Origin of the sequence: Nostoc sp. (assembly GCF_036917755.1) — a bacterium.
Taxonomy (GTDB): domain Bacteria; phylum Cyanobacteriota; class Cyanobacteriia; order Cyanobacteriales; family Nostocaceae; genus Nostoc.
In genome coordinates, this window is the sequence record NZ_JBALFC010000068.1 from 110547 (window position 1) to 130971 (window position 20425).

Below are 20425 nucleotides of genomic sequence, written 5' to 3' on the forward strand. Positions count from 1 at the left end.
AATTTTTGTGTTATGTCTTAATTAAATTAATTTATGTAAAACAAAAAAAGATTTAATAAAATTAATGATAAGTAGATTTGAAAAAAGTATCATTGTATCTTAAACTCTATTGAGAAAAAGTTTCATTTTTAGCTTGATTCTGGTAGTCTGATTTTGTATTGTTGATGAGTTTAGAGGCACTACATGGGAATTCAGAATTTGTTTGAAGCAGGCGGCGTGGTCATGTTGCCCCTGCTAGCGTTTTCGGTGTTGGCAGTAGCACTAATGATTGAGCGGGCGAAGTTTTGGATACAGATTGGTCAGCGTCAAAACCGGGTGGTGCGAGAGGTTTTAAATCTTTATCGACTTGATAATGTCGTTAGTGCTGTGGATAAGCTGCAAAAAAATGTAGATTTACCCATAGCACGCATTTTTCTGGCTGGACTACAGCTAGAAAGACCGACTCCAGAAAAATTTCGTTTGGCTTTGAAAAGCGAGGCGCAAGCAGAAATCCCTATGCTCAAGCGGTTTCAAGCTGTATTTGACACCATTATCGGTTTAGCGCCTCTGTTGGGACTTCTCGGCACAATTTTAGGATTAATTCGCTCATTTGCTGGACTGAATATTGGTGATGTCGGAGGTAGTAAAACTAGTGCAGTCACTGCTGGTATTAGTGAAGCTTTAGTTGCTACCGCCTCAGGATTGGTTGTGGCTATCTTTGTGCTTTTAGGAGCCAGTATCTTCCGGGGACTATACCAACGGCAGATAACAATGATTCAAGAATACGGCGGACAGCTAGAAATACTGTTCCTCGATCGCTATGACCAACTTGATCGCCACGAACAACAGGAGAAGTCTTATGGATCTAGATGATAATGAACCAGATTTACCACCATTTATAAATGTAGTACCTCTGATTGATGTAATGTTTGCCCTTTTGACATTTTTTATTATGTCAACACTGTTTTTAACCCGCTCAGAAGGATTACCAGTAAATTTACCGAAGGCCACCACAGCGAAACAACAGCAAGTTCCCACTAAAATTACGATTACGGTAGATGAAAAAGAACAGATAAGCCTGAACCGTAAACCAATTGCAGTTGATGATGTGACAGCGCAAGTACGGGCTTTAGTTGGTTCTAACCCAGAAGTGTTGGTGATTATTAATGCTGATGAAAAAGTTGATTATGGTCGGGTAGTGGCTGTGATGGATCGGGTTCGTCAGGTTCAGGGGGCAAAATTAGCGATCGCTACCCAAAGACAATAAGTACAAATATTAGTTCAGAGAGTCAGGAAAATTCTATATTCTGACTCCTAACTCTTTTTTGTGTGATCGCTATTACCAACTATGGTTACTCATCTGCAATTCTTGAGATATAAATTTAAATAATAATTGTTGGTGTGAATGAATAAAAAAGTGGTCGCCGTCAAACATTTGTAATGAAAAAGTAGCGATCGTCTCTTCTCGCCATGCTTGCAGTTCCTCATGACTAACTTCTTGGTCTTGCAAACCACCAAAAACAGTAATAGGACACTTCAGTGGCTGTTTTTGAGTGTAAATATAAGTTTCCAGAACGGCAAAATCTGCCCGCAAAATCGGGAGGAATATCTGCATCAGTTCCATGCTCTCTAATACTGCTTTGGGTGTACCGTTAAGACTGTATAGCTCGTCCTGCAAATCAGGGTCTGATAGGACGTGGAGAGGTGGTTTTGTCAACGGAATTTGCGGGGCGCGACGAGCAGATATGAACAGGTGAAAGGGAGTAAGACTATACTGAGAGCGAAGTAAACGGGTTAACTCGAAGCTAACTAATCCGCCCATACTGTGACCGAAAAACGCGAATGGTTTGTCTAAATATGGTATCAGAATTGGAGCGATCGCTTCAACAAGAGATTCTAATCGCGTCAAGGGTGCTAACTTAATCTGTCTTCCCCGTCCTGGATATTCCACAGCACAGACTTCGACATTACTAGGTAGATTATTAGGCCATGTGCGAAAAATTGCCGCGCTACCACCAGCGTAGGGGAAGCAGAATAAACGCAAGTTTGCTTGAGGATTTGGTTGGGGACAGATAACCCAGGAATTTAAGTTTGGTGTAGTTATCATAATAGACCCGGAATTAGCTATTTCACCTTTTGTAGCTTATAGAAGCTGCTTCATATCATACCAAATGACCGCACAAGCGCAGGTATTTACTACTATGAAAAATGTAAAAGATGTAATAGTGTATTCGTGAAGCAGACATCTTGCTTATTTTATAATAAGGAATCTTTGATGAGCGTTTACATTATTCGACCCAAAGCAACATCATTAGCGCGATCGCTAAAACTTGCATCTAGAAAATTTACACCCGAAAGCCGTCCGGCGCAAGTTGCAGAAGTTGTAAATTTTTGGCGGGAAGATCCAGTACACCAAGAAATTGAACAGTGGTTAGAAGATGCACAAAACGAAACCAGCCAAGTTTCAAAGCACCCAGATTACTCAGGGATTACTGGGGCAAGTATTGTCGAAATGACTGAACAAGAGGCTGAACGGATGCATCGGGAAGTTCCCAATGCCTTAATTTTACCCGATCAGCCGATTGAGTTGATTCAGCCACAACAAAGAAATAGAGATACTAAAGATCAACTTACCAAAGATGAATTATGGCATTTGGATGCGATCGCTCTCAACATAGCACGTCAAAATGGATTTACAGGCACCGGGAAAAACATCACTATTGCTGTACTTGACACAGGTATCGACTCAACCCACCCAGAATTGCAAGGCAAAGTAACTGAATCTTATAGTTTTAATGATAGAAGTAAGAAAATCCAGTTAACACCTTCTCAAGATACTGCTGGTCATGGCACTCACGTAGCTGGACTAATTTGTGGTAAGCAGGTTGGCGTTGCACCAGAAACTAAACTGATTGACGGCGTATTAATACCAAAAGGTGTTGGCAGATTATCAGACTTGTTTTCATGGCTGGACTGGCTGGGAAAACGAGTGGACGTGAGTATTGTCAATATCTCAGCTGGCATTCCCACATATTCAGATGCACTTAGTGTTTCAATTGATACCCTCTTGGCGGTGGGGGTATTACCTGTTTGCGCCATCGGCAATGATGGATTTAACAATCATATTGCGCCAGCAAATTGTAAGAATTCGCTTTCAGTGGGTGCTATTAACTCAAATCGTCAAATTGCTTCATTTAGTGGCAATGCCAGAATAACTATCAATAACCAGTTATATAACGTTCCGTATTTGGTTGCGCCTGGAGAAGAAGTTTATTCATCAGTTCCGGGTGGTGGATATAAAGCTGACAGCGGAACTTCAATGGCAACCCCAATCGTTTCTGGTGTAGCAGCGTTAATCTTAGAGAAGTATAACAAGCAAATTACGGTAGCGAGTTTAACTGACGCACTGCTGACAAGTTGCCAAGATTTAGGACATGACAGGGAACGCCAAGGTAAAGGTTTAATTCAGGTAACCGCAGCCCTATGAAACTTAACGAAAGCCAAATTGCCAAAATCGACCCCTTCCTTGAAGATGTTCTGATGCGGGCTAAGGGGGATGAGGTAATTCGGGCAATTATGACTTTGGGCAACGAAAATCAAATCAACTCAAATGCCAGCAATTCATCGCTGGAACCTCAGCAATTTGCATCATCTGAGGCTTATCGACAGGCATTAATTGATCAGCGCAAAAGCCAAGTTGCCGAAGTGCTGGGTGATACTATCGAAGAACTCCAGCAACTTTCTTTGAAACCTGTTGGAGGTGGACTCAGCCGCGTTGTGGTTGTAGAAGGTTCGGCTGATGCGATTTTGCGCTCATTAGCACTATCTGGAGTTAACCATGTCACTTTAGATCAGCTGATTGCACTACCAGAAGTTGCACCAGATGCAACGGTTAAACATTTTGCTGACATTTATATAAACATACTTGACCGCCCTTTAGATGAGAAAACCACAAAATTAATTTATCAAGCATCTGAGCAATATATTATTAACTACCACAAGCGCCATAACAAGTTGCAAATATTGGGGATGCAACAGTCTGTAGATTTGGATTCAATCTACATAGCTGTGCAATGTTTGCAGCCAAGTGATATTTGGCGATTTGAATCAATTGAAATTTTACACAATCTTTTCTCCGAAGCTGGAAAACACGGATTTCAGCTTGAAGATCCTGATAGGCAAGAGGGCATTAAAGTTGCCAATCAGAAGCAATATCTGATGGTACTTGGGGCAGCAGGTGCAGGTAAGTCTACATTTTTGCGGAAGATAGGATTAGAAGCACTCAAGGGCAAATCTGGTGAATTACAACATGAATGTATTCCGGTTTTCATTGAATTACAACTATTGACTGATAGAGAAATTAATATTGAAGAAGCTATCAGGCAAGAAATGCGGTTGTATCAGTTACCATTTGACGCAGAATTTACTACCAAAGCCTTACAACAAGGGAAGTTATTAATTTTGCTTGATGGTTTGGATGAAGTCCTAACCGTAAACACCGATTTATTAATTAGGCAAATTCAAAGCTTTGTTGAGCAACACAAAGATAATCGGTTTATTATATCTTGCCGGACTGCTGCTTATAAATCTCAGTTTATGAAGATGAGCGAAATTGCGTTGCTTGCCGCCGTAGGCATCGCAGATTTTGATGACGCTCAAATTCAGCAGTTTATTCAAAATTGGTTTTCATCAGAGGTAGATAGACAAGCCGGAACTGCTGACAAGTGCTGGGAGTTAATCAAAAATGAAGAATTAACTAAAGAATTAGCTAGAACTCCTGTATTGCTAACTTTTCTTTGTTTAGTGTATGACGCATCTCAAGACTTGTCTAAAAACCGAGCTACGCTTTACAGTGATGCTCTTGATATATTACTCAAAAAATGGGCGGCTGAAAAACGCATTCAAACCGATCCAATTTATCGTCAGCTTGGCATAGATTTAGAGAAAATTATGCTAGCTGAGATTGCATATCATAGCTTTAAATCACAACGGCTATTCTTATCTCACCAAGAACTTGTGAGTCAAATTAAAGAGTTTCTGCACAATAACGACAATGCACCAGAGGATTTAGAGGCTGAGGCAGTTCTAGATGCGATCGCTATTCAACAAGGTATTTTAGTAGAACGAGCAAGGGATATCTATTCATTTTCTCATCTCACCCTACAAGAATATTTAACAGCACAGTATATTGATGACCATCGTCAAGTTGAAAAATTAGTTACTGAACACCTGATAGATAAACCCTGGAATGAGGTGTTTTTATTGGTAGCTGGGTTGATGCGTGGTGGTGCAGATAATTTGCTGTTGCTGATGGAAAAGAAAGCGCAAAAATATATTAACACCCCGAAGTTGCAAGCATTATTAAACTGGGCAGAACAGGTAACAGTTGGATCAGCAGGTAATTTGAAACCTGTACGCAAACGTGCATCTGCGATCACCAGGGCCTACACCAACGCCATCATCATCGCCAACGCCATCACCAGCGCCTATACCAACGCCTACACCAACGCCTACCTCATCGCCAGCACCAAGACCTACGCTAACGCCATAGCCAATGCCAACGCCAATGCCATCGTTAACGCCAACGCCATCGCCAACGCCATCGACATTGCCAACGCCATCGCCATTGCCGACCCGAAGGCCATCGCCATCGCCATCAAAAATACTGGTGAACTAAAAAAATCAGAAATCTTCAATAACGTCAACTTTACTATGCTGATCGCCCAACTAGAAGCACTTAAAGCTACAATTCCTGATGAGAAACAGCCAAGGGAAGTGCGTCTGGCATTTGCTAAACACCTGCAACAAACCTTACTCAAAGCTTTCCATCTCACCCTAGAAATGATCGATTTATCTGAGGAAGAAATAAAAGCACTGGAAAATTATCTCTACGCTAATCATCTGATTATCCAGTGCAACCAAGCAGCGTTGTGGGTGTTACCCCAAACCTGGGAAGCGATCGAGGCGCGGATGTTGTTGGTTCCAGGTGGTTAAGCAACAATAGGAAAATCAAAAGATAGCCAGATAAACGCTCCATGAGTTCATTACAACAGGCTAAAAATACAAAAACTCGAACCTTTACAGCAATCTTGCATTGGGAAGAGGATGTTTATGTAGCTGAATGTCCAGAGGTGGGAACCGCTAGCCAAGGAGAGACGATAGAAGAAGCGATCGCTAATTTGCAGGAAGCAACGGAACTGTATTTGGAAGAGTTCCCGCTTTTTGAAACAGCACCTCGTCTTTTACTAACCACATTTGAGGTAACTTCTGCCTAAGCTACCCAGAATTAGACCTTCTGAAGTTATTGGTGTTCTGGAACGCTTAGGTTTTGTTCAAGTACGACAACGTGGCAGTCATGTAATTTTGAAAAAACAACTTGTAGAGGAAGGTGAAGGACAGAAAGTCATTGAGGTGGGTTGTGTTGTGCCATTACATCGTAAAACTATAGCTGTTGGAACACTAAAGAGTATTTTGAATCAAGCTAGAGTCTCTGTTGAGGAGTTTCTGGAAAATCTTTAGTTGTTAACACACCAAAAACTATCATAGGACTTACGCACTAGTTACGGAATAACGAACCGCAGAGGACATGGAAAAATCAGAGTTTGAGAGATATTTTGCGTAAGTCCTATATCATTAGAAAAATTAAAGTTGTCGTTACTACACTTAAAATGTACTTATTAATGCATCAGATGTGGTTATCACACAAATTGTTGTTGTTACCACACTAAATTCTGTGGTTATGAATGCAAAGGCTGTTGTTTTCCCTCTTCATCATAGATTAACGAGTAATATCATGTCAAAACCTTTACATATCTACAGCTAGAGGCTTTGTTAAAAAATTCCAACAAAGATGAAAATGTCAGAATGAAACTGTGTACATCAATAATTAATCAAGCAAAAATTTGATATGCATACCATTGAGAAAAAGTCAACAACAAAAGCCTGGGCAGGTGCGATCGCAGAACCGGCAAAAGAATTTCCCTCTACGCAATTGCCAATGATCTCTGGCAAAATCCCAGATGGCTTGCGTGGCACACTTTACCGCAATGGCCCCGGACGGCTAGAACGCGGTGACAATCGTGTGGGACACTGGTTTGATGGAGATGGAGCAATTCTCGGCGTCCATTTCACTGATGCAGGAGTCACAGGAGTCTATCGCTATGTGCAAACAGCAGAATATCAAGCTGAAACTAAAGTAGATAGGTTCCTCTATGGTGTTTATGGTATGCACACCCCAGGGCCGATCTGGAAGCGCTGGGGACAAAAGATCAAGAATGCAGCGAATACCTCAGTGTTGGCTTTACCTGATAAACTGTTGGCTTTATGGGAAGCAACCAATCCCTATGCCCTTGACTTGGAAACTTTAGAAACGAAGGGATTAGATGATTTAGGTGCTTTGGACAATGGATTACCTTATTCTGCTCATTATAAGCGCGATGCAGACACAGGCGAGATTTTTAACTTTGGAGTCAGTATGGGAAGTTCTGTAGAACTGAATCTCTACAAAAGTGATCGCACTGGCAAAATTATCCAAAAAGCTGCTTTTAAACTAGATCGCTACTCAATAATACATGATTTTGTTTTAACTCAAAGGTATCTGGTGTTTTTCATGCCACCGATGCGGTTGAAAATGCTGCCAGTTATGTTAGGTCTGACTACCTTTAGTGAATCTTTTTTGTGGGAACCTCAGTTAGGAACCCAGGTGTTAATCTTTGACCGCGAAAACTTATCCTTAGTTAGTCGTGGCGAAACCGATCCCTGGTTTAATTGGCATTTTGGCAATGGCTATGAAGATGAAGACGGTTCTGTGATTCTGGACGTGGTGCGATATTCAGATTTTCAACAAACTAATGAATATCTCAGAGAAATCCCAACTGGTGAGACACACACAGTTGAAACAGGAAGATTATGGCAAGTGCGTCTCAATCCCCAAACAGCTAAAGTGACAGCAACGCAAGAAGTTATCAACCGCAGGTGTGAGTTTCCCGTAGTGCAGCGATCGCAAGTTGGGCAACCTTGGCGATATACTTATATATCATTAATGCCCCAAGGAACGGATACAGGTAAAGAATTGCTTGGTGCGATCGCCCGCTTCGACTACAAAACCCAAACCCTCACCGAAGCAGACTTAGGAGAAAATCGCTATCCTTCAGAACCCATCCACGCCCAAGACAGCCAAAACCCTGAACAAGGTTGGGTGCTAACCGTTGTCTACGATGGTAATTCTCATAGTAGCGAAATTTGGGTATTTGATAGCGATCGCCTGGATGCCGAACCCATTTGCAAACTAGGATTACCCAGCGTCATCCCCCACAGCTTCCACGGCACTTGGAACCCAGCCTAAAAACCCCTCAGCGTTACCTCTGCGCTTCCCTCAGCGTTCCTTTGCGTTAAAAAAACAACCCTATTGACCAGACGTAATTAATCGCATCTGGTCAATGCAAAATCAAAAATCCCAAAAAATCTTGCCCTATGCAATTACAAGAAAAACGCCATTATTCTCCCACAGAATACCTAGAACTAGAAGTCATTTCCGAGTATCGTCATGAGTATATAGATGGTCAAATTATACCCATGACAGGTGGAACACCAAATCATAATCAAATAGCTCTTAATCTAAGTGCAACCCTGAATTTTTCTTTGAAGCGACAATCTTATCGAGTATTCGTTGCTAACCAACGTCTATGGATTCCTAAAAAGCGAATTCATACATATCCTGATGTCATGGTTGTTGCAGGATCATTAGAATTTTCTGAGGGACGTACAGATACAATTACGAATCCCTTAGTGATTTGTGAAGTGTTATCCAAATCTACCAGAAGCTATGATAGAGATGAAAAATTTGCCGCTTATCGCACCATCCCCAGTTTTCAGGAATATGTTCTGATTGATCAGTACAAAAATCATGTAGAACAATATTCTAAAACTGACGAAAATAAATGGATTTTCTCAGAGTATGAAGAAGAGAAGAATATTCTAATCCTATCTTCTATTCAATTTCAAATCTCTCTATCAGATATTTATGATAAAGTTGACTTTGAAGCTAAAGAATAACCACACTCTAATTCGTTATAGAATAGAAATAAACATTATATACAACATTACGCTGATTAAGCAGAATTGCCCATGACCACTTCTAAACGTCACTACCACATCACTACCTTCGGTTGTCAGATGAATAAAGCTGACTCAGAACGCATGGCTGGCGTTTTGGAAGACATGGGCTTTGAGTCGTGCGAAGATCCGAATAATGCAGATGTGATTCTCTACAATACCTGTACAATTCGGGATAATGCTGAACAAAAGGTATATTCCTACCTTGGCAGACAGGCGAAGCGCAAGCATGAGCAGCCTGATTTAACCCTGATCGTTGCTGGTTGTGTTGCCCAGCAGGAAGGGGAAGCGCTATTGCGACGAGTCCCAGAATTAGACTTGGTAATGGGGCCACAACACGCCAACCGTCTGAAAGATTTGCTGGAGTCAGTGTTTGACGGCAACCAAGTTGTGGCAACCGACTCAGTTCATATTATTGAAGATATCACCCAACCGCGACGGGATAGTAAAGTCACAGCTTGGGTAAATATAATTTACGGCTGTAACGAACGCTGCACCTATTGCGTCGTTCCCAATGTGCGCGGTGTCGAACAATCTCGAACGCCGTCAGCTATCCGGGCTGAAATGGAAGAATTAGGACGCCAAGGTTACAAAGAAGTTACTCTACTCGGTCAAAATATTGACGCTTACGGCAGAGATTTGCCAGGAACAACGCCAGAAGGTCGGCATCTGCACAACTTCACAGATTTACTTTATTATGTGCATGATGTGCCGGGGATTGAAAGGTTAAGATTTGCTACTAGTCATCCCCGTTATTTTACAGAGAGATTAATTAAGGCTTGCGCTGAATTGCCCAAAGTCTGCGAACACTTCCACATTCCCTTTCAATCTGGGGATAATGAACTTTTAAAAGCGATGGCGCGGGGTTATACCCATGAGAAATATCGCCGGATTATCGATACCATTCGGCGGTATATGCCAGATGCTTCGATTAGCGCTGATGCAATTGTCGGTTTTCCTGGTGAGACAGAAGCACAGTTTGAAAATACCCTGAAACTGGTGGAAGATATTGGCTTTGATATGTTGAATACAGCAGCATATTCACCCCGTCCAGGGACACCAGCCGCTTTCTGGGACAATCAGCTAAGTGAAGAAATTAAAAGCGATCGCCTGCAACGGCTCAATCATTTAGTAAACTTGAAAGTCGCCGAGCGATCGCAACGTTACTTCGGACGCATTGAATCCGTTTTAGTAGAAGACCAAAATCCCAAAGATCAAACCCAGGTGATGGGACGCACTGGCGGTAATCGTCTGACATTCTTCAGTGGCGACATCAAAGAATTGCAAGGGCAGTTAGTCAGGGTAAAAATTACCGAAGTTCGTCCTTTCAGTCTGACGGGTGAACCAGTTGAAGTCAAACAAGCCTTGTGTGTCTAAGAAAATGCTTTAAAAGTATTGGGCGAATATAATGAGACTGTTGGCGAATTGATCGGGGGTCTAACCCCTCAGCCCCAATCGATCTTAATTCCTTTAATTTCAGTGCGTTTCAATGTACTTTAGCTATTAGGCCGCAATTTATTGCAGGGCGAGAAAGCAACGCAAAACTGAGATTTTAAGGATGGGGGGGTTAAGATAATTTACCTAGATTCAATTATACTAGCTTGATAGTCAAGCTGTAGCTATTGTTAAAGCAATGCTAAATTTTTACAGTAAAAATAAATATACAATATAAACTTTACCTAGAGAAAACTATACGAACTTGATAGTAAACCTGTAGTTGCTGTTAAAGCAATACTAAAAGTTTACAGTAAAAATAACTATTTACACATAAGCTTTATAATATATTTGTTAAAAATATTAGAAACTTAATAGTGTAAAAAAAAAGTAGGAGCATCTGCTGGATAATACATATGCATTCTAGTTAGAATGCCAAAAATAAATAAACATAAGTCGCTTGGTGCGAAAATATGTTTGTCTATTTCTTGGTGTAAATTTCTTTAAATTCACAAAAATGCTAGAGCATTTTTATCTGCTACAAGCCACAGATAAACCAAAAATAAAAAAATCAAGGCTTGTTTTGTTTACTTAGATAATAATTAGTTTCCGGTACATAATATTGTGAAACTAATTTTCGATTCCGAATTAAACAATTATTCCATTTCACTCAAGCTCATGCAACTCTATACAACTCTTGAAATCGAACAACTCCAACAACACGAAGACCTTCCTTACTTAATTGAAACTATAGAGTGGGTGAAAAATTTTTTAGGAAGACCTCATCCTAATTTAGGAAGACCCGGCGCAGTTTGCCCTTTTGTACCTTACTCTCTCAAGTCAAACAGTATTCATCTGGCAGTTATTCGCGCCAAAGATTTGTATCCAGAACAAGTAGAAGAGATTGTTGGAGGCTACCGAGATATCTTCCTTGGGATGGAAGTTAAAAAGCAGGAATTAGCAATCAATAGAGCTTTTTTACTTATCTTTCCTGACATCCATATAGAAGAAGCTTCTAAACTAATCGATAGTGTCCAACAAAAACTTAAACCTTTGTTTGTTGAGTCAGGACTGATGATCGGAGAATTTCATAAACGTAATGAAAGTCCTGGTCTGCACAACCCAGACTTTCGTCCACTTCGTAGCCCTATCCCCTTGTTGGCTATCCGGTTTATGGTTGAACTTGACCTCCCCTTTCTTGAGAGTCCGGCTGATCCCCGCTTACGTATTCGGTATCTGGAAGCTTATTTAAAGTGTTTTGGTAATAAATTTACAGATGAAACAAAGTTTAAAAATGCTCATCAGGCATTGGCTTTAGCAAAAGAACAACTTAAAGGCGAAAATTTGGTGAGTTATTGTATATAAATAAATATCAAAAAAAGGTGGTGGGAGATAGTTGCCATAAACGTTCCGGCAGGTTGAGGCGATGAAACAACTCCTTTACCTTAGCGATCGCTGCCACCTTTACTTCACAATCATCATCGTGGTAAAGTAGGGGAATACCGTAAGTATGGGCAAGCTCAACTAATTGCTCAACTTGTTCGTATCCTTTTGACGATCGCCACCAAACTTTAGTAGAAGAAGCGATCGCCAGACATTATAATTTCACAATTGAGCTATCTAAGATAATTTTGAGCCACTTTCCAATAGCGCGAGAACCGCTTCAGGTCAATATAGCCATCATAGTCAAAAAATGGTTCCACCTCTAGCACTTTTACTGTTAGCGATCGCTCCATTTGATTGCAGATATCATCAAACCGGGGGCTGGGACTGTTAGCTGTGACAACTAAATTCGCATCATGTTCTTTCGCAAAAGCTAAAATTTCTTGTGCCACATCGCCACGGCGGATAACAACGGGTAACTCTAGCAAGCATTCGTAGATGAAAGCGAGACGTTTGAGACTCAGTTGCCATTCCTCTATCAAAGCCTCGTCCCAAACCCAGATAGCCGGGGCATTTGGGTATTTTTGCAGTCCGGGGTTGTATGGACTGAGGCAATCTCCATGCACCCAAACAATTGGTTTATTCATTTTTCATTTTTTACCTTTCTTCCCATGCTGCCAACTTTGGCTATTGGCTTGTTTGCTAAATTCCCCTTGAGGAAAAAGTCGCTGTTCTAATTCTTCATAGCTGCCTTCAAAATCACAATGACCGTAAAGGGGACATTTCTGGCAATAAACGCTTTTGGTGTAGCGTTCTAAGTTTTCACGGTTGAAAAAATACGGTTTATGACTAAAGGTGCTGGCAACCCACTGCCATGACATATTATTACTAGCAGGATCTCCATCTAAAAGGTGTTCGAGAAACCACTTAGCTCCTACTTGCCAACGAATACGCCGCCAATGGACAATGTAAGCCGCTAGCCACATCCGTGCATGGTTATGTAGATAGCCAGTTTCTCTTAAATCACCGCTAAAACTGTCGATGCAAACTCTACCTGTGGTTCCTTGTCTGATATCTTGCGGCAATTCGGGTGCATATTCGCCCACAGAATAACCAGTTTTGTACTCTTCCTGGTCTTTCCAGATTCCATCCCCTAACTTCACATACAACCGTTGCCAGTAGTCGCGCCAGCCTAACTCGTTAATTAGTTTAGTAGCATCGTCTTGGTGCTGTACCCGGTCAAGGACATAATCTCGAATTTCTCGCAAACTCAAAACGCCATAGCGGATATAAGGCGAAAGGCGCGTGACTGCACCTGTGAAAAAATTACGTGTTTGCGCGTAGAGTATTGGGTCGATTTTTTGCAGTGCTTTTTGTGCCGCTTTTCGTCCTCCCAGAGTTTCGCTGATGTGGTCATCGCGTTCTGCTACATCTGGGAATTGTTCGCGGAGGTAGGCTACCAACTCATCGCGGTTGGTAAATTGGCGTTGCATATCTTTAGTCATGTAAACTTTGAAGAGTGAGGATAGATATCATGAATTTGGCTTAGGTACTTATCCGCGAGATACAGAATTAGGAAACATTCTTTGAATAACTTTTTCTCGTACAATAGGGGCTTCGTCTGACCAATTCCAGAGGCTTTCATAGAAAAAGAATGAGACTCCGGCTAAACCATGTTGGCGTACTTCTTCAACTTGCAATTTAATTTGATTAATCGGTAATGAACTAGATTTTAAACCGCTTAAAATGCCAATAGAAACTGGTAAATGAGTTTTAGCTAAATCAACTTCTGCTCTTTCTAATTCTGTCAGAAAACGAGCTAAATCGGAACGATATACTTGTAAAACTATTTCGGAAATATATTCTCGTCTTTCCCAGGTAAACCAATCTTGTAAATAAGCAGGTAAAGAAAAATGTAAAGGATTAGGAGAAATAGAAATTATACAATCTGGTTTAACAGCTTTAATTTGAGCCGATAAATGTTTCATAAATTCATTAATTTTATCAGCACGCCAACGCACCCAGAAAGTTTCATAAAAATCCTTAGAAGGAATTAAACCCTTTAATTCTTTCGTGTACATTGCTACAGTATAATCATCATAACCAAACTCAGAAGGTAAGCTAAAATGATCATCTAATTGAATTCCATCGAGATCATATCTAGCTACAGCTTCCATGATTAAATCAATCATAAACTGCTGTACTTCTGGATGAAAAGGATTAAGCCAAGCTTGATTATCACTATCAACTTTAGTACCATCATAACGATTAGTTAACCAATGAGGATGTCGTTTAGCTAATTCGGAATCTATGGGAGTCATAAACCCATATTCAAACCAAGGAATCACAGTTAAACCTTTTTTATGTCCTTCTTTAATAACTTCTTGAAGAATATCTCTATCTTTTAATTCAGGAATTGGCTCGATAGATTGACCTAATACTTTTTGAGCTACACTACTAGGATAAAGTGTATAACCACCATTCCAAACTGTAGGATAAATAGTATTAAAATTTAATTTAGCGAGACGATTTAAAGCATTTTTGAGATTTTGAGATGAAAAAAGTACCTGACTATCAACATTAGTAAGCCACACACCCCGCACTTCATGTGTTTGGGCGGCTGTACTCATTTTACTTGTTCCTAATATGACCAAAATAGTTATAATTAAAGAAGAAACCAGTAATATTAATCCGCGTTTGATTCTGAAGAATTTAAACATTTTGAGATGTTGCTGAAGAAGTTGAAAAAATTAAATAATTATTGTTATTTTATAGGTTTGAGTAGCAAACACAAAAAAAGTGCCGTTAAGGATTTTGCGGTCGCCGTAGGCGCACCGAAGGTGAGTATGATTTAGTCCTGCGTCAGAAAACCATAATAATGATAGAGAGAGAGCCGCAGGATAGACATGGAAATTAATTTAGGAGAAACTTTTTTCCTAAACCCGATTCCGCACGATTAACACAAAACGTGTAATCGCTATGAGAACGGAAAAATGAAAGTAGACGGCAACGGACAAGGCAAGATTTTAACCCAAGAGGAACTAAAGCGATTATTCACGTCAGGATTTATCACTAAGAGCGATCGCTCTTAAGGCGAGCGGTTACGCCATCGCGCTCTGGAAAGGAATTTGCCTGTTTACTGGTTGTCGCGTATCAGAAGCACTAGCACTCCAGACGACTGATATCAAATGTTGTGCTATCACTTTGAGCAAGTCTACCACCAAAGGTAAGCATAAAACCCGGATTGTGGACATCCCACCAGGGCTAGCCGCAATGCTGAGGCAAAGCTTTATGACCAAGTTATTTACCAATTTCTCTAACTTCAAAAAAATGTGCGAACCCCCAGTTATGATATCTAGTTATGAAAAAGCTAACAAAAATCGCTTTAGCAAGTAGTGTTTTAGCGATGACACTCGGTATAAATATTTCGGCTCAAGCCCAAGAAAAACGTCTGCTGACGATCGAGGATCAGTTTGCCTTTCGCCAAATTAGCGATCCCCAACTATCTCCCACTGGAGACTGGATTGCTTACACAATAACTAATACCGATTTGAAAAATGATAAACAAGATAACCATATTTACATGACTTCTTGGGATGCTTCCCGAACATTACATTTAACTAACGGTAAGGATAGTGAATATAACCCTCGGTTCAGCCCAGACGGAAAGTATCTAGCTTTCATCTCCAGCCGTGAATCTGGAAAACAGCAAATTTGGTTGCTCAATTTATCAGGCGGTGAAGCCGAGAAAATATCTGACTTTGCTGGTGATGTTAGCGATTTTGTCTGGTCTGGTGACAGTAGACGACTAGCCGTAATTGCCTCCTCACCAGCCCCAGAAACTCCCTTTAATGGTAAAACCCCATCACCGATTGTTATTGATCAATTTCACTTCTTAGAAGACGGTGTCGGTTTTATCGATAAAAGTCGAGAACATCTTTATGTATTGGACTTAGCAACTCGCAAAACAGATATTCTCACTCCAGGTTCATTTAATGAGTCTTTACCTGCTTGGTCCCCTGATAGCAAAAATATTGCTTTTGTGAGCAAACGTGGTCAAGAGAGCGATCGCAATAATAATTGGGATCTGTATGCAATCGCTGCCCAATCGGGAGCCAAAGCCCGTCAGCTAACTACCTTTATTGGGCCTGACTCCGCTCCTGATTGGGATAGCCGTCCGGTTTGGAGTCTAGATGGGAAGTCAATTGCTTATTTGCAGGGAGGTTCACCCAAACTTATTGAGTACGCAGTTCACCATCTCGCCATTATCCCCGCCGAGGGTGGTACTCCCCGTCTACTGACTGCCAACCTTGATCGCAATGTTGCCAAACCGCGCTTTACCACAGATGGTAAATCAATACTGTTTTTAATCGAAGATGATGGCAATGTTCACCTAGCAAAAATACCTGTAACTGGTGGCAAAATCGAGCGATTCTTAACAGGAAGACGAGAGATTAGTAATTTTGATTTAGGACGCGATGGCAAAATCGCTTTACTTTCCTCAACGCCACAACAACCAAATGCAGTCTTTGCCTTTGATGGTAAAAATTTGCGTTTAATATCACACCAAAACGATCAGTTACTAGCGCAGTTAAATTTAGCAACTACAGATGAAATCAGCTTTAGGAGTAAAGATGGTACAGAAATTCATGGCTTTCTTGTCAAGCCACCTCACTATCAGCCAGGGAAGAAATACCCAACACTGCTAATGTTGCACGGCGGGCCTGTCGGTCAGTTCACAAATCAGTTTAAGTTTAATTGGCAACTGTTTGCGGCGAAAGGTTATGTCGTTGTCGGTGTTAACCCGCGTGGAAGTTCAGGAAGAGGTGAAGCTTTCTCCAAAGCGATTTATGCAGACTGGGGAAACAAAGACGCTCAAGATATTATTGCCGGTGCTAATTATGCGATCGCTACCGGAATTGCTTCGCCATCGCGTTTAGGAATTGGTGGGTGGAGTTACGGGGGAATGTTGACCAACTATACTATTGCTCAAGATAACCGCTTTCAAGCCGCAGTCAGTGGGGCTGGTGAATCAAATATTCTGGCGACCTATGGTACTGATGAGTATATTGATGACTATGAACAAGAGCTTGGTGTACCGTGGAAGAACCTCGATGTCTGGCTACGAATTTCTTTCCCATTTCTTCACGCTGACCGCATTGTTACACCAACACTATTTCTGGGAGGTGACAAGGATTTTTCTGTACCACTACATAACTCTGAGCAGATGTATCAAGCCCTGAAAAGTCTGGGAATTGATACCCAGTTAGTAGTTTATCCAGGACAGTCCCACGGAATCAGCAAACCGAGTTATCAACGTGATGTCCTAGAACGTTATTTAGCTTGGTATGATAAATACTTGATCCCCTCAACCGCAACTAATGGAAAATAGTCTTAAAGAAGAATTCAGTGCTTCTGAATTCAGGAACAAACCCGGAGACTTCCGAAAGCTCCGGTCAGAATCAATTCATTTGGGAATTCAGACCCCTACTGACACAAACAACCCATAAGGTATCAACAAAACGAAGATGGCAAATCGCAGGCTCCACCCGCAGAAACTAAAGTTCAATCATTGGGGCTTTACTATACCTCTAGGCTAAGTCATGATTATGGCGGATAAATATAAGCAATATCTCAATATCTAGTGAGCGTGGCATTTTCATTACTATTTGCTTATCTGTTTCACTTGCACTTTGAAAGACCATTTATATCTAGTTTCTCAAAAGAAGTCCGCAAGTAAATGCTGTCTACGCCACTATCGAAACTGGATGATGATGATGGGTATTGTAACGCGTGAATTTTAAATTCGGAGCGATCGCGTAGCCTCTGGCACAGAAGCGACGTGACCCTGATTATGCACTGTATTAATACTCACCAAGTTTAACGAATTATAACAATACTATTTTTGGGAACTTGGGCAACTTGGGATCAGCGATACACTATAGGAAAATTCCTTGAGGAAGCGTTGATGGCACGGTCAAACGGGGTTAAAAATGAAACGTCTGCACAGGAATTGCCTACAATTTCAGACAAAAATACAGTGACAATTGAAGATTCGCCTGCACAGGAATTGCCTACAATTTCAGACAAAAATACAGTGACAATTGAAGATTCGCCCGAACCAGTCGAGGATGCCCAAGATATTGACGACATCTTGAACTCACTCAAAACCTTACTGAGTACCCTAGAAAAGCTCCAAAAAGTCCGGCTGGAGGTGGGCGACATCAAACCGTTGATTGGGCGGATGCTTGATGGAGAACTGGTTGCTGGTGAAGAACTTGAGCAACTCAAGGCAGGTGTGAGCAGTCTTTCTCGCCTTGTCCGTGCTTATAATGACCATCAAGCAGCGTTGGCTAAAGCACAACCTGCTAGGAACTTGCTAGATCAAGTGCTTAAAGAGCGTAAAGCTAATTGAAACAAGATGCGATGTCTACGACGGGCTACGCCTAATTACCCAAATGCGTAGACGTAGAGCGGCTTGTCGTCAGATATCGCTGTAAACAACCGCCCATGACGCAAAGAGCGCAAAGTTTAAGAGGTAAAGAAGATAAATTTAAAACTGATTCACCGATCAAAACTTTTGCGACAGACTAATAGTACAAGGAAAAACTGTTTGTACAAGTGAGGATACAATAGCATTGATTGTCCTGCTGCCAACCTTTTTCCTTCTATGCTGCCAGTCATTTATTCCGACGAATTTTTAGATCACAAGACTGGAAAATACCATCCCGAAACACCAGAACGCTTAAGGGCGATCGCTACTGCCCTAAAAACAGCGACATTCGCAGATAAAATTAGCTGGCGTGAGCCGAGACCAGCATCAGAACAGCCATCACTAATGTCTATGTTGGTGAAAGCACATAGCCCAGCCTACATCAAAAAACTTTGGCAAATCGCTTCTAGTGGCGGCGGTCTTTTGGATGGAGATACGCCAGTTTCCCCGCGCAGTTATGATGTGGCATTGTTGGCAGTCAGTGCCTGGTTAGATGGAGTTGAGGCTGTCTTAAAGTCGGCTAATCCGGCTTTTGTATTGGCGCGTCCCCCAGGACACCATGCAGAAAGTGATGCGGGGATGGGCTTTTGCCTATTTTCTAATGCAGCGATCGCCGCTTTATTTGCCCTGGAACAACCGGGAATTAACCGCGTCGCCATCCTCGATTGGGATGTGCATCACGGTAATGGTACTCAGGCGATCGTTGAAACTGAAGCACGCATCGCCTACTGTTCCCTACATCAGTACCCATGCTATCCCGGTACTGGAAGATCGACAGAACGCGGCTTTCATAATAATGTCTTAAATTTACCTGTACCCCCTGGTAGTGATATTGCAGTATATCAGCCACTATTTGAAAGACAAGTCGTACCGTTTTTAGCTAACTTTCAAGCGGATTTACTGATTGTCAGTGCTGGTTATGATGGCAATGCCGCAGATCCTTTGGCAAGTATCAATTTGCAGCCAGAAGACTACGCTTTGTTTACTGATTATTGTTTAGGGGTAACTCGGAAAATTCTGTTTGGTTTAGAAGGTGGTTACGACTTTGATACTCTTTCTCGATCAGTTGTAGCGACGATTGAACGCTGTTTACTTTCAGAATAATTCCGAATTTAGGAGTCCGAATAAAGTATCGTATTGTACAAAAAATCCTGGCTTTACTAAAAGTATTGACTTGCCTGAAAAAGTTTAGACAAAATGCCAGCATTCTAGAAATTTGATTGCTATATTGGATTAAATAACTATTCTGGCAAGGGTTGAAAAGCTGTGCGGGATGATTTACAGGGCTTGGAAATTAGTCAGGATGAACTACAAAAGCTGACTAATTTGCCTGTCAATGAGGAACTTTTAATCATCACAAATCCTCTAAAACTATTAGCAAATATATATATTCAAAAGCTGAAAAGTTCTGAAGGCGCAACTGTAGTTTTCATTGGATTTTCTACATTTGTTTTTGTCTATATTTTATTTGATATAATTATTAAAATTTTTGTGACGTGGATCACAATTCCATCTTGGATATTGTTAATTATCTTAGGTCTTTGGGTTGGCGGACTGACGCAAACTATCTTATATGTAATCTGGAGAACTAGAAATAAAATTGTCAAAATTAATATGACAAAATCTCTGCAAATTCTGTTAAATGAGGTGAGTAGATATAATACTGTTATTAGAGTAATCGATATCAATGACCAAATAGAAGAAGCTGGTAATCCAGAAGTAGTTATAAAGGAAAGGGAGGGTGTGATCGAAGCGCTTAAACTCACCAAAGCTGATTTAGTTCGCGCTTTGAAGACAGAAAGGATTTTGAGGGAGCATAAGAGCTTTATCCTTAGTAATACAGAATTATTCGTCAACAATTTAGCAACTTTAACAGCCATGCAAGTAACCGAACAGGCTACCGAACATGGAAGGTTGCTCAATGAAGCATTACAAATTGCATTAGATGTGCAACACGAAATGAAAAGATTACAGACTCAGCGTTAAAATAATTCGTAATTCGTAATTCGTAATTCGTAATTC

General features: G+C 41.1%; 19 protein-coding genes. 14 read left to right on the top strand and 5 right to left on the bottom strand.

The window, feature by feature from the left end:
• The first annotated feature begins 183 nt into the window (after positions 1–183).
• Both V7L05_RS16400 and V7L05_RS16405 read left to right on the top strand, forming a co-directional pair.
• On the top strand, positions 184–852 hold the full coding sequence (locus V7L05_RS16400; RefSeq protein WP_335165486.1) for a MotA/TolQ/ExbB proton channel family protein: 669 nt from the start codon (positions 184–186) through the stop codon (positions 850–852).
• On the top strand, positions 839–1246 hold the full coding sequence (locus tag V7L05_RS16405; protein WP_335165487.1) for an ExbD/TolR family protein: 408 nt from the start codon (positions 839–841) through the stop codon (positions 1244–1246). Before V7L05_RS16400 ends, V7L05_RS16405 begins: the two co-directional genes overlap by 14 nt.
• A 72-nt stretch (positions 1247–1318) precedes the next feature.
• On the opposite strand, the gene V7L05_RS16410 is transcribed toward V7L05_RS16405, so the two are convergent.
• Complete coding sequence (locus V7L05_RS16410; RefSeq protein WP_335165489.1) at positions 1319–2086, bottom strand: thioesterase II family protein; 768 nt, start codon at positions 2084–2086, stop codon at positions 1319–1321.
• A gap of 168 nt (positions 2087–2254) precedes the next feature.
• Between V7L05_RS16410 and V7L05_RS16415 the strand changes: the two genes are divergently transcribed.
• The 8 genes from V7L05_RS16415 (at position 2255) to V7L05_RS16450 (ending at position 11892) form a co-directional block, all read left to right on the top strand.
• Complete coding sequence (locus V7L05_RS16415; protein ID WP_335165490.1) at positions 2255–3466, top strand: S8 family peptidase; 1212 nt, start codon at positions 2255–2257, stop codon at positions 3464–3466.
• Positions 3463–5973: an NACHT domain-containing protein gene (locus V7L05_RS16420; protein ID WP_335165492.1), complete on the top strand. Its 2511-nt coding sequence runs from the start codon at positions 3463–3465 to the stop codon at positions 5971–5973. Before V7L05_RS16415 ends, V7L05_RS16420 begins: the two co-directional genes overlap by 4 nt.
• A 41-nt stretch (positions 5974–6014) precedes the next feature.
• Positions 6015–6254 carry a type II toxin-antitoxin system HicB family antitoxin gene (locus V7L05_RS16425; protein WP_335165494.1) on the top strand — a complete coding sequence of 80 codons (240 nt, stop codon included), beginning with the start codon at positions 6015–6017 and terminating at the stop codon, positions 6252–6254.
• Positions 6255–6282: 28 nt separating this feature from the next.
• Positions 6283–6498, top strand: coding sequence for a type II toxin-antitoxin system HicA family toxin (locus V7L05_RS16430; RefSeq protein WP_335165625.1), 216 nt, complete (start codon positions 6283–6285; stop codon positions 6496–6498).
• Positions 6499–6886: 388 nt separating this feature from the next.
• Complete coding sequence (locus V7L05_RS16435; RefSeq protein ID WP_335165495.1) at positions 6887–8323, top strand: carotenoid oxygenase family protein; 1437 nt, start codon at positions 6887–6889, stop codon at positions 8321–8323.
• Between the two features lie 128 nt (positions 8324–8451).
• Positions 8452–9033: a Uma2 family endonuclease gene (locus V7L05_RS16440; protein WP_335165497.1), complete on the top strand. Its 582-nt coding sequence runs from the start codon at positions 8452–8454 to the stop codon at positions 9031–9033.
• 72 nt (positions 9034–9105) lie between these two features.
• Positions 9106–10470: a tRNA (N6-isopentenyl adenosine(37)-C2)-methylthiotransferase MiaB gene (gene miaB / locus V7L05_RS16445; protein ID WP_335165499.1), complete on the top strand. Its 1365-nt coding sequence runs from the start codon at positions 9106–9108 to the stop codon at positions 10468–10470.
• Positions 10471–11205: 735 nt separating this feature from the next.
• Entirely contained in the window at positions 11206–11892 is a 687-nt protein-coding gene (locus V7L05_RS16450; protein WP_335165501.1) for a DUF6875 domain-containing protein, read from the top strand.
• A 251-nt stretch (positions 11893–12143) separates the two neighbouring features.
• Here V7L05_RS16450 and V7L05_RS16455 read toward each other — a convergent pair whose 3' ends face one another.
• The 4 genes from V7L05_RS16455 to V7L05_RS16470 form a co-directional block, all read right to left on the bottom strand.
• Positions 12144–12557, bottom strand: a complete 414-nt coding sequence (locus tag V7L05_RS16455) for a hypothetical protein (RefSeq protein ID WP_335165502.1) — start codon at positions 12555–12557, stop codon at positions 12144–12146.
• Between the two features lie 3 nt (positions 12558–12560).
• On the bottom strand, positions 12561–13415 hold the full coding sequence (locus V7L05_RS16460; RefSeq protein WP_335165504.1) for an FAD-binding domain-containing protein: 855 nt from the start codon (positions 13413–13415) through the stop codon (positions 12561–12563).
• A gap of 48 nt (positions 13416–13463) precedes the next feature.
• The gene (locus tag V7L05_RS16465; protein WP_335165506.1) at positions 13464–14540 is read right to left on the bottom strand and encodes a glycoside hydrolase family 10 protein; all 1077 of its coding nucleotides are present in this window, start codon (positions 14538–14540) and stop codon (positions 13464–13466) included.
• Between the two features lie 471 nt (positions 14541–15011).
• Positions 15012–15236, bottom strand: coding sequence for a hypothetical protein (locus V7L05_RS16470; protein WP_335165507.1), 225 nt, complete (start codon positions 15234–15236; stop codon positions 15012–15014).
• A gap of 35 nt (positions 15237–15271) precedes the next feature.
• On the opposite strand from V7L05_RS16470, the gene V7L05_RS16475 reads away from it, so the two are divergent.
• The 4 genes from V7L05_RS16475 (at position 15272) to V7L05_RS16490 (ending at position 20389) form a co-directional block, all read left to right on the top strand.
• The gene (locus tag V7L05_RS16475; RefSeq protein ID WP_335165508.1) at positions 15272–17302 is read left to right on the top strand and encodes a S9 family peptidase; all 2031 of its coding nucleotides are present in this window, start codon (positions 15272–15274) and stop codon (positions 17300–17302) included.
• A 576-nt stretch (positions 17303–17878) separates the two neighbouring features.
• Entirely contained in the window at positions 17879–18325 is a 447-nt protein-coding gene (locus V7L05_RS16480; RefSeq protein ID WP_334950631.1) for a hypothetical protein, read from the top strand.
• A gap of 255 nt (positions 18326–18580) precedes the next feature.
• A complete protein-coding gene (locus V7L05_RS16485) occupies positions 18581–19507 on the top strand; it encodes a histone deacetylase family protein (protein WP_335165510.1) in 927 nt (308 codons plus the stop codon).
• 162 nt (positions 19508–19669) lie between these two features.
• Positions 19670–20389: a hypothetical protein gene (locus V7L05_RS16490; protein WP_335165512.1), complete on the top strand. Its 720-nt coding sequence runs from the start codon at positions 19670–19672 to the stop codon at positions 20387–20389.
• Positions 20390–20425 lie beyond the last annotated feature (36 nt).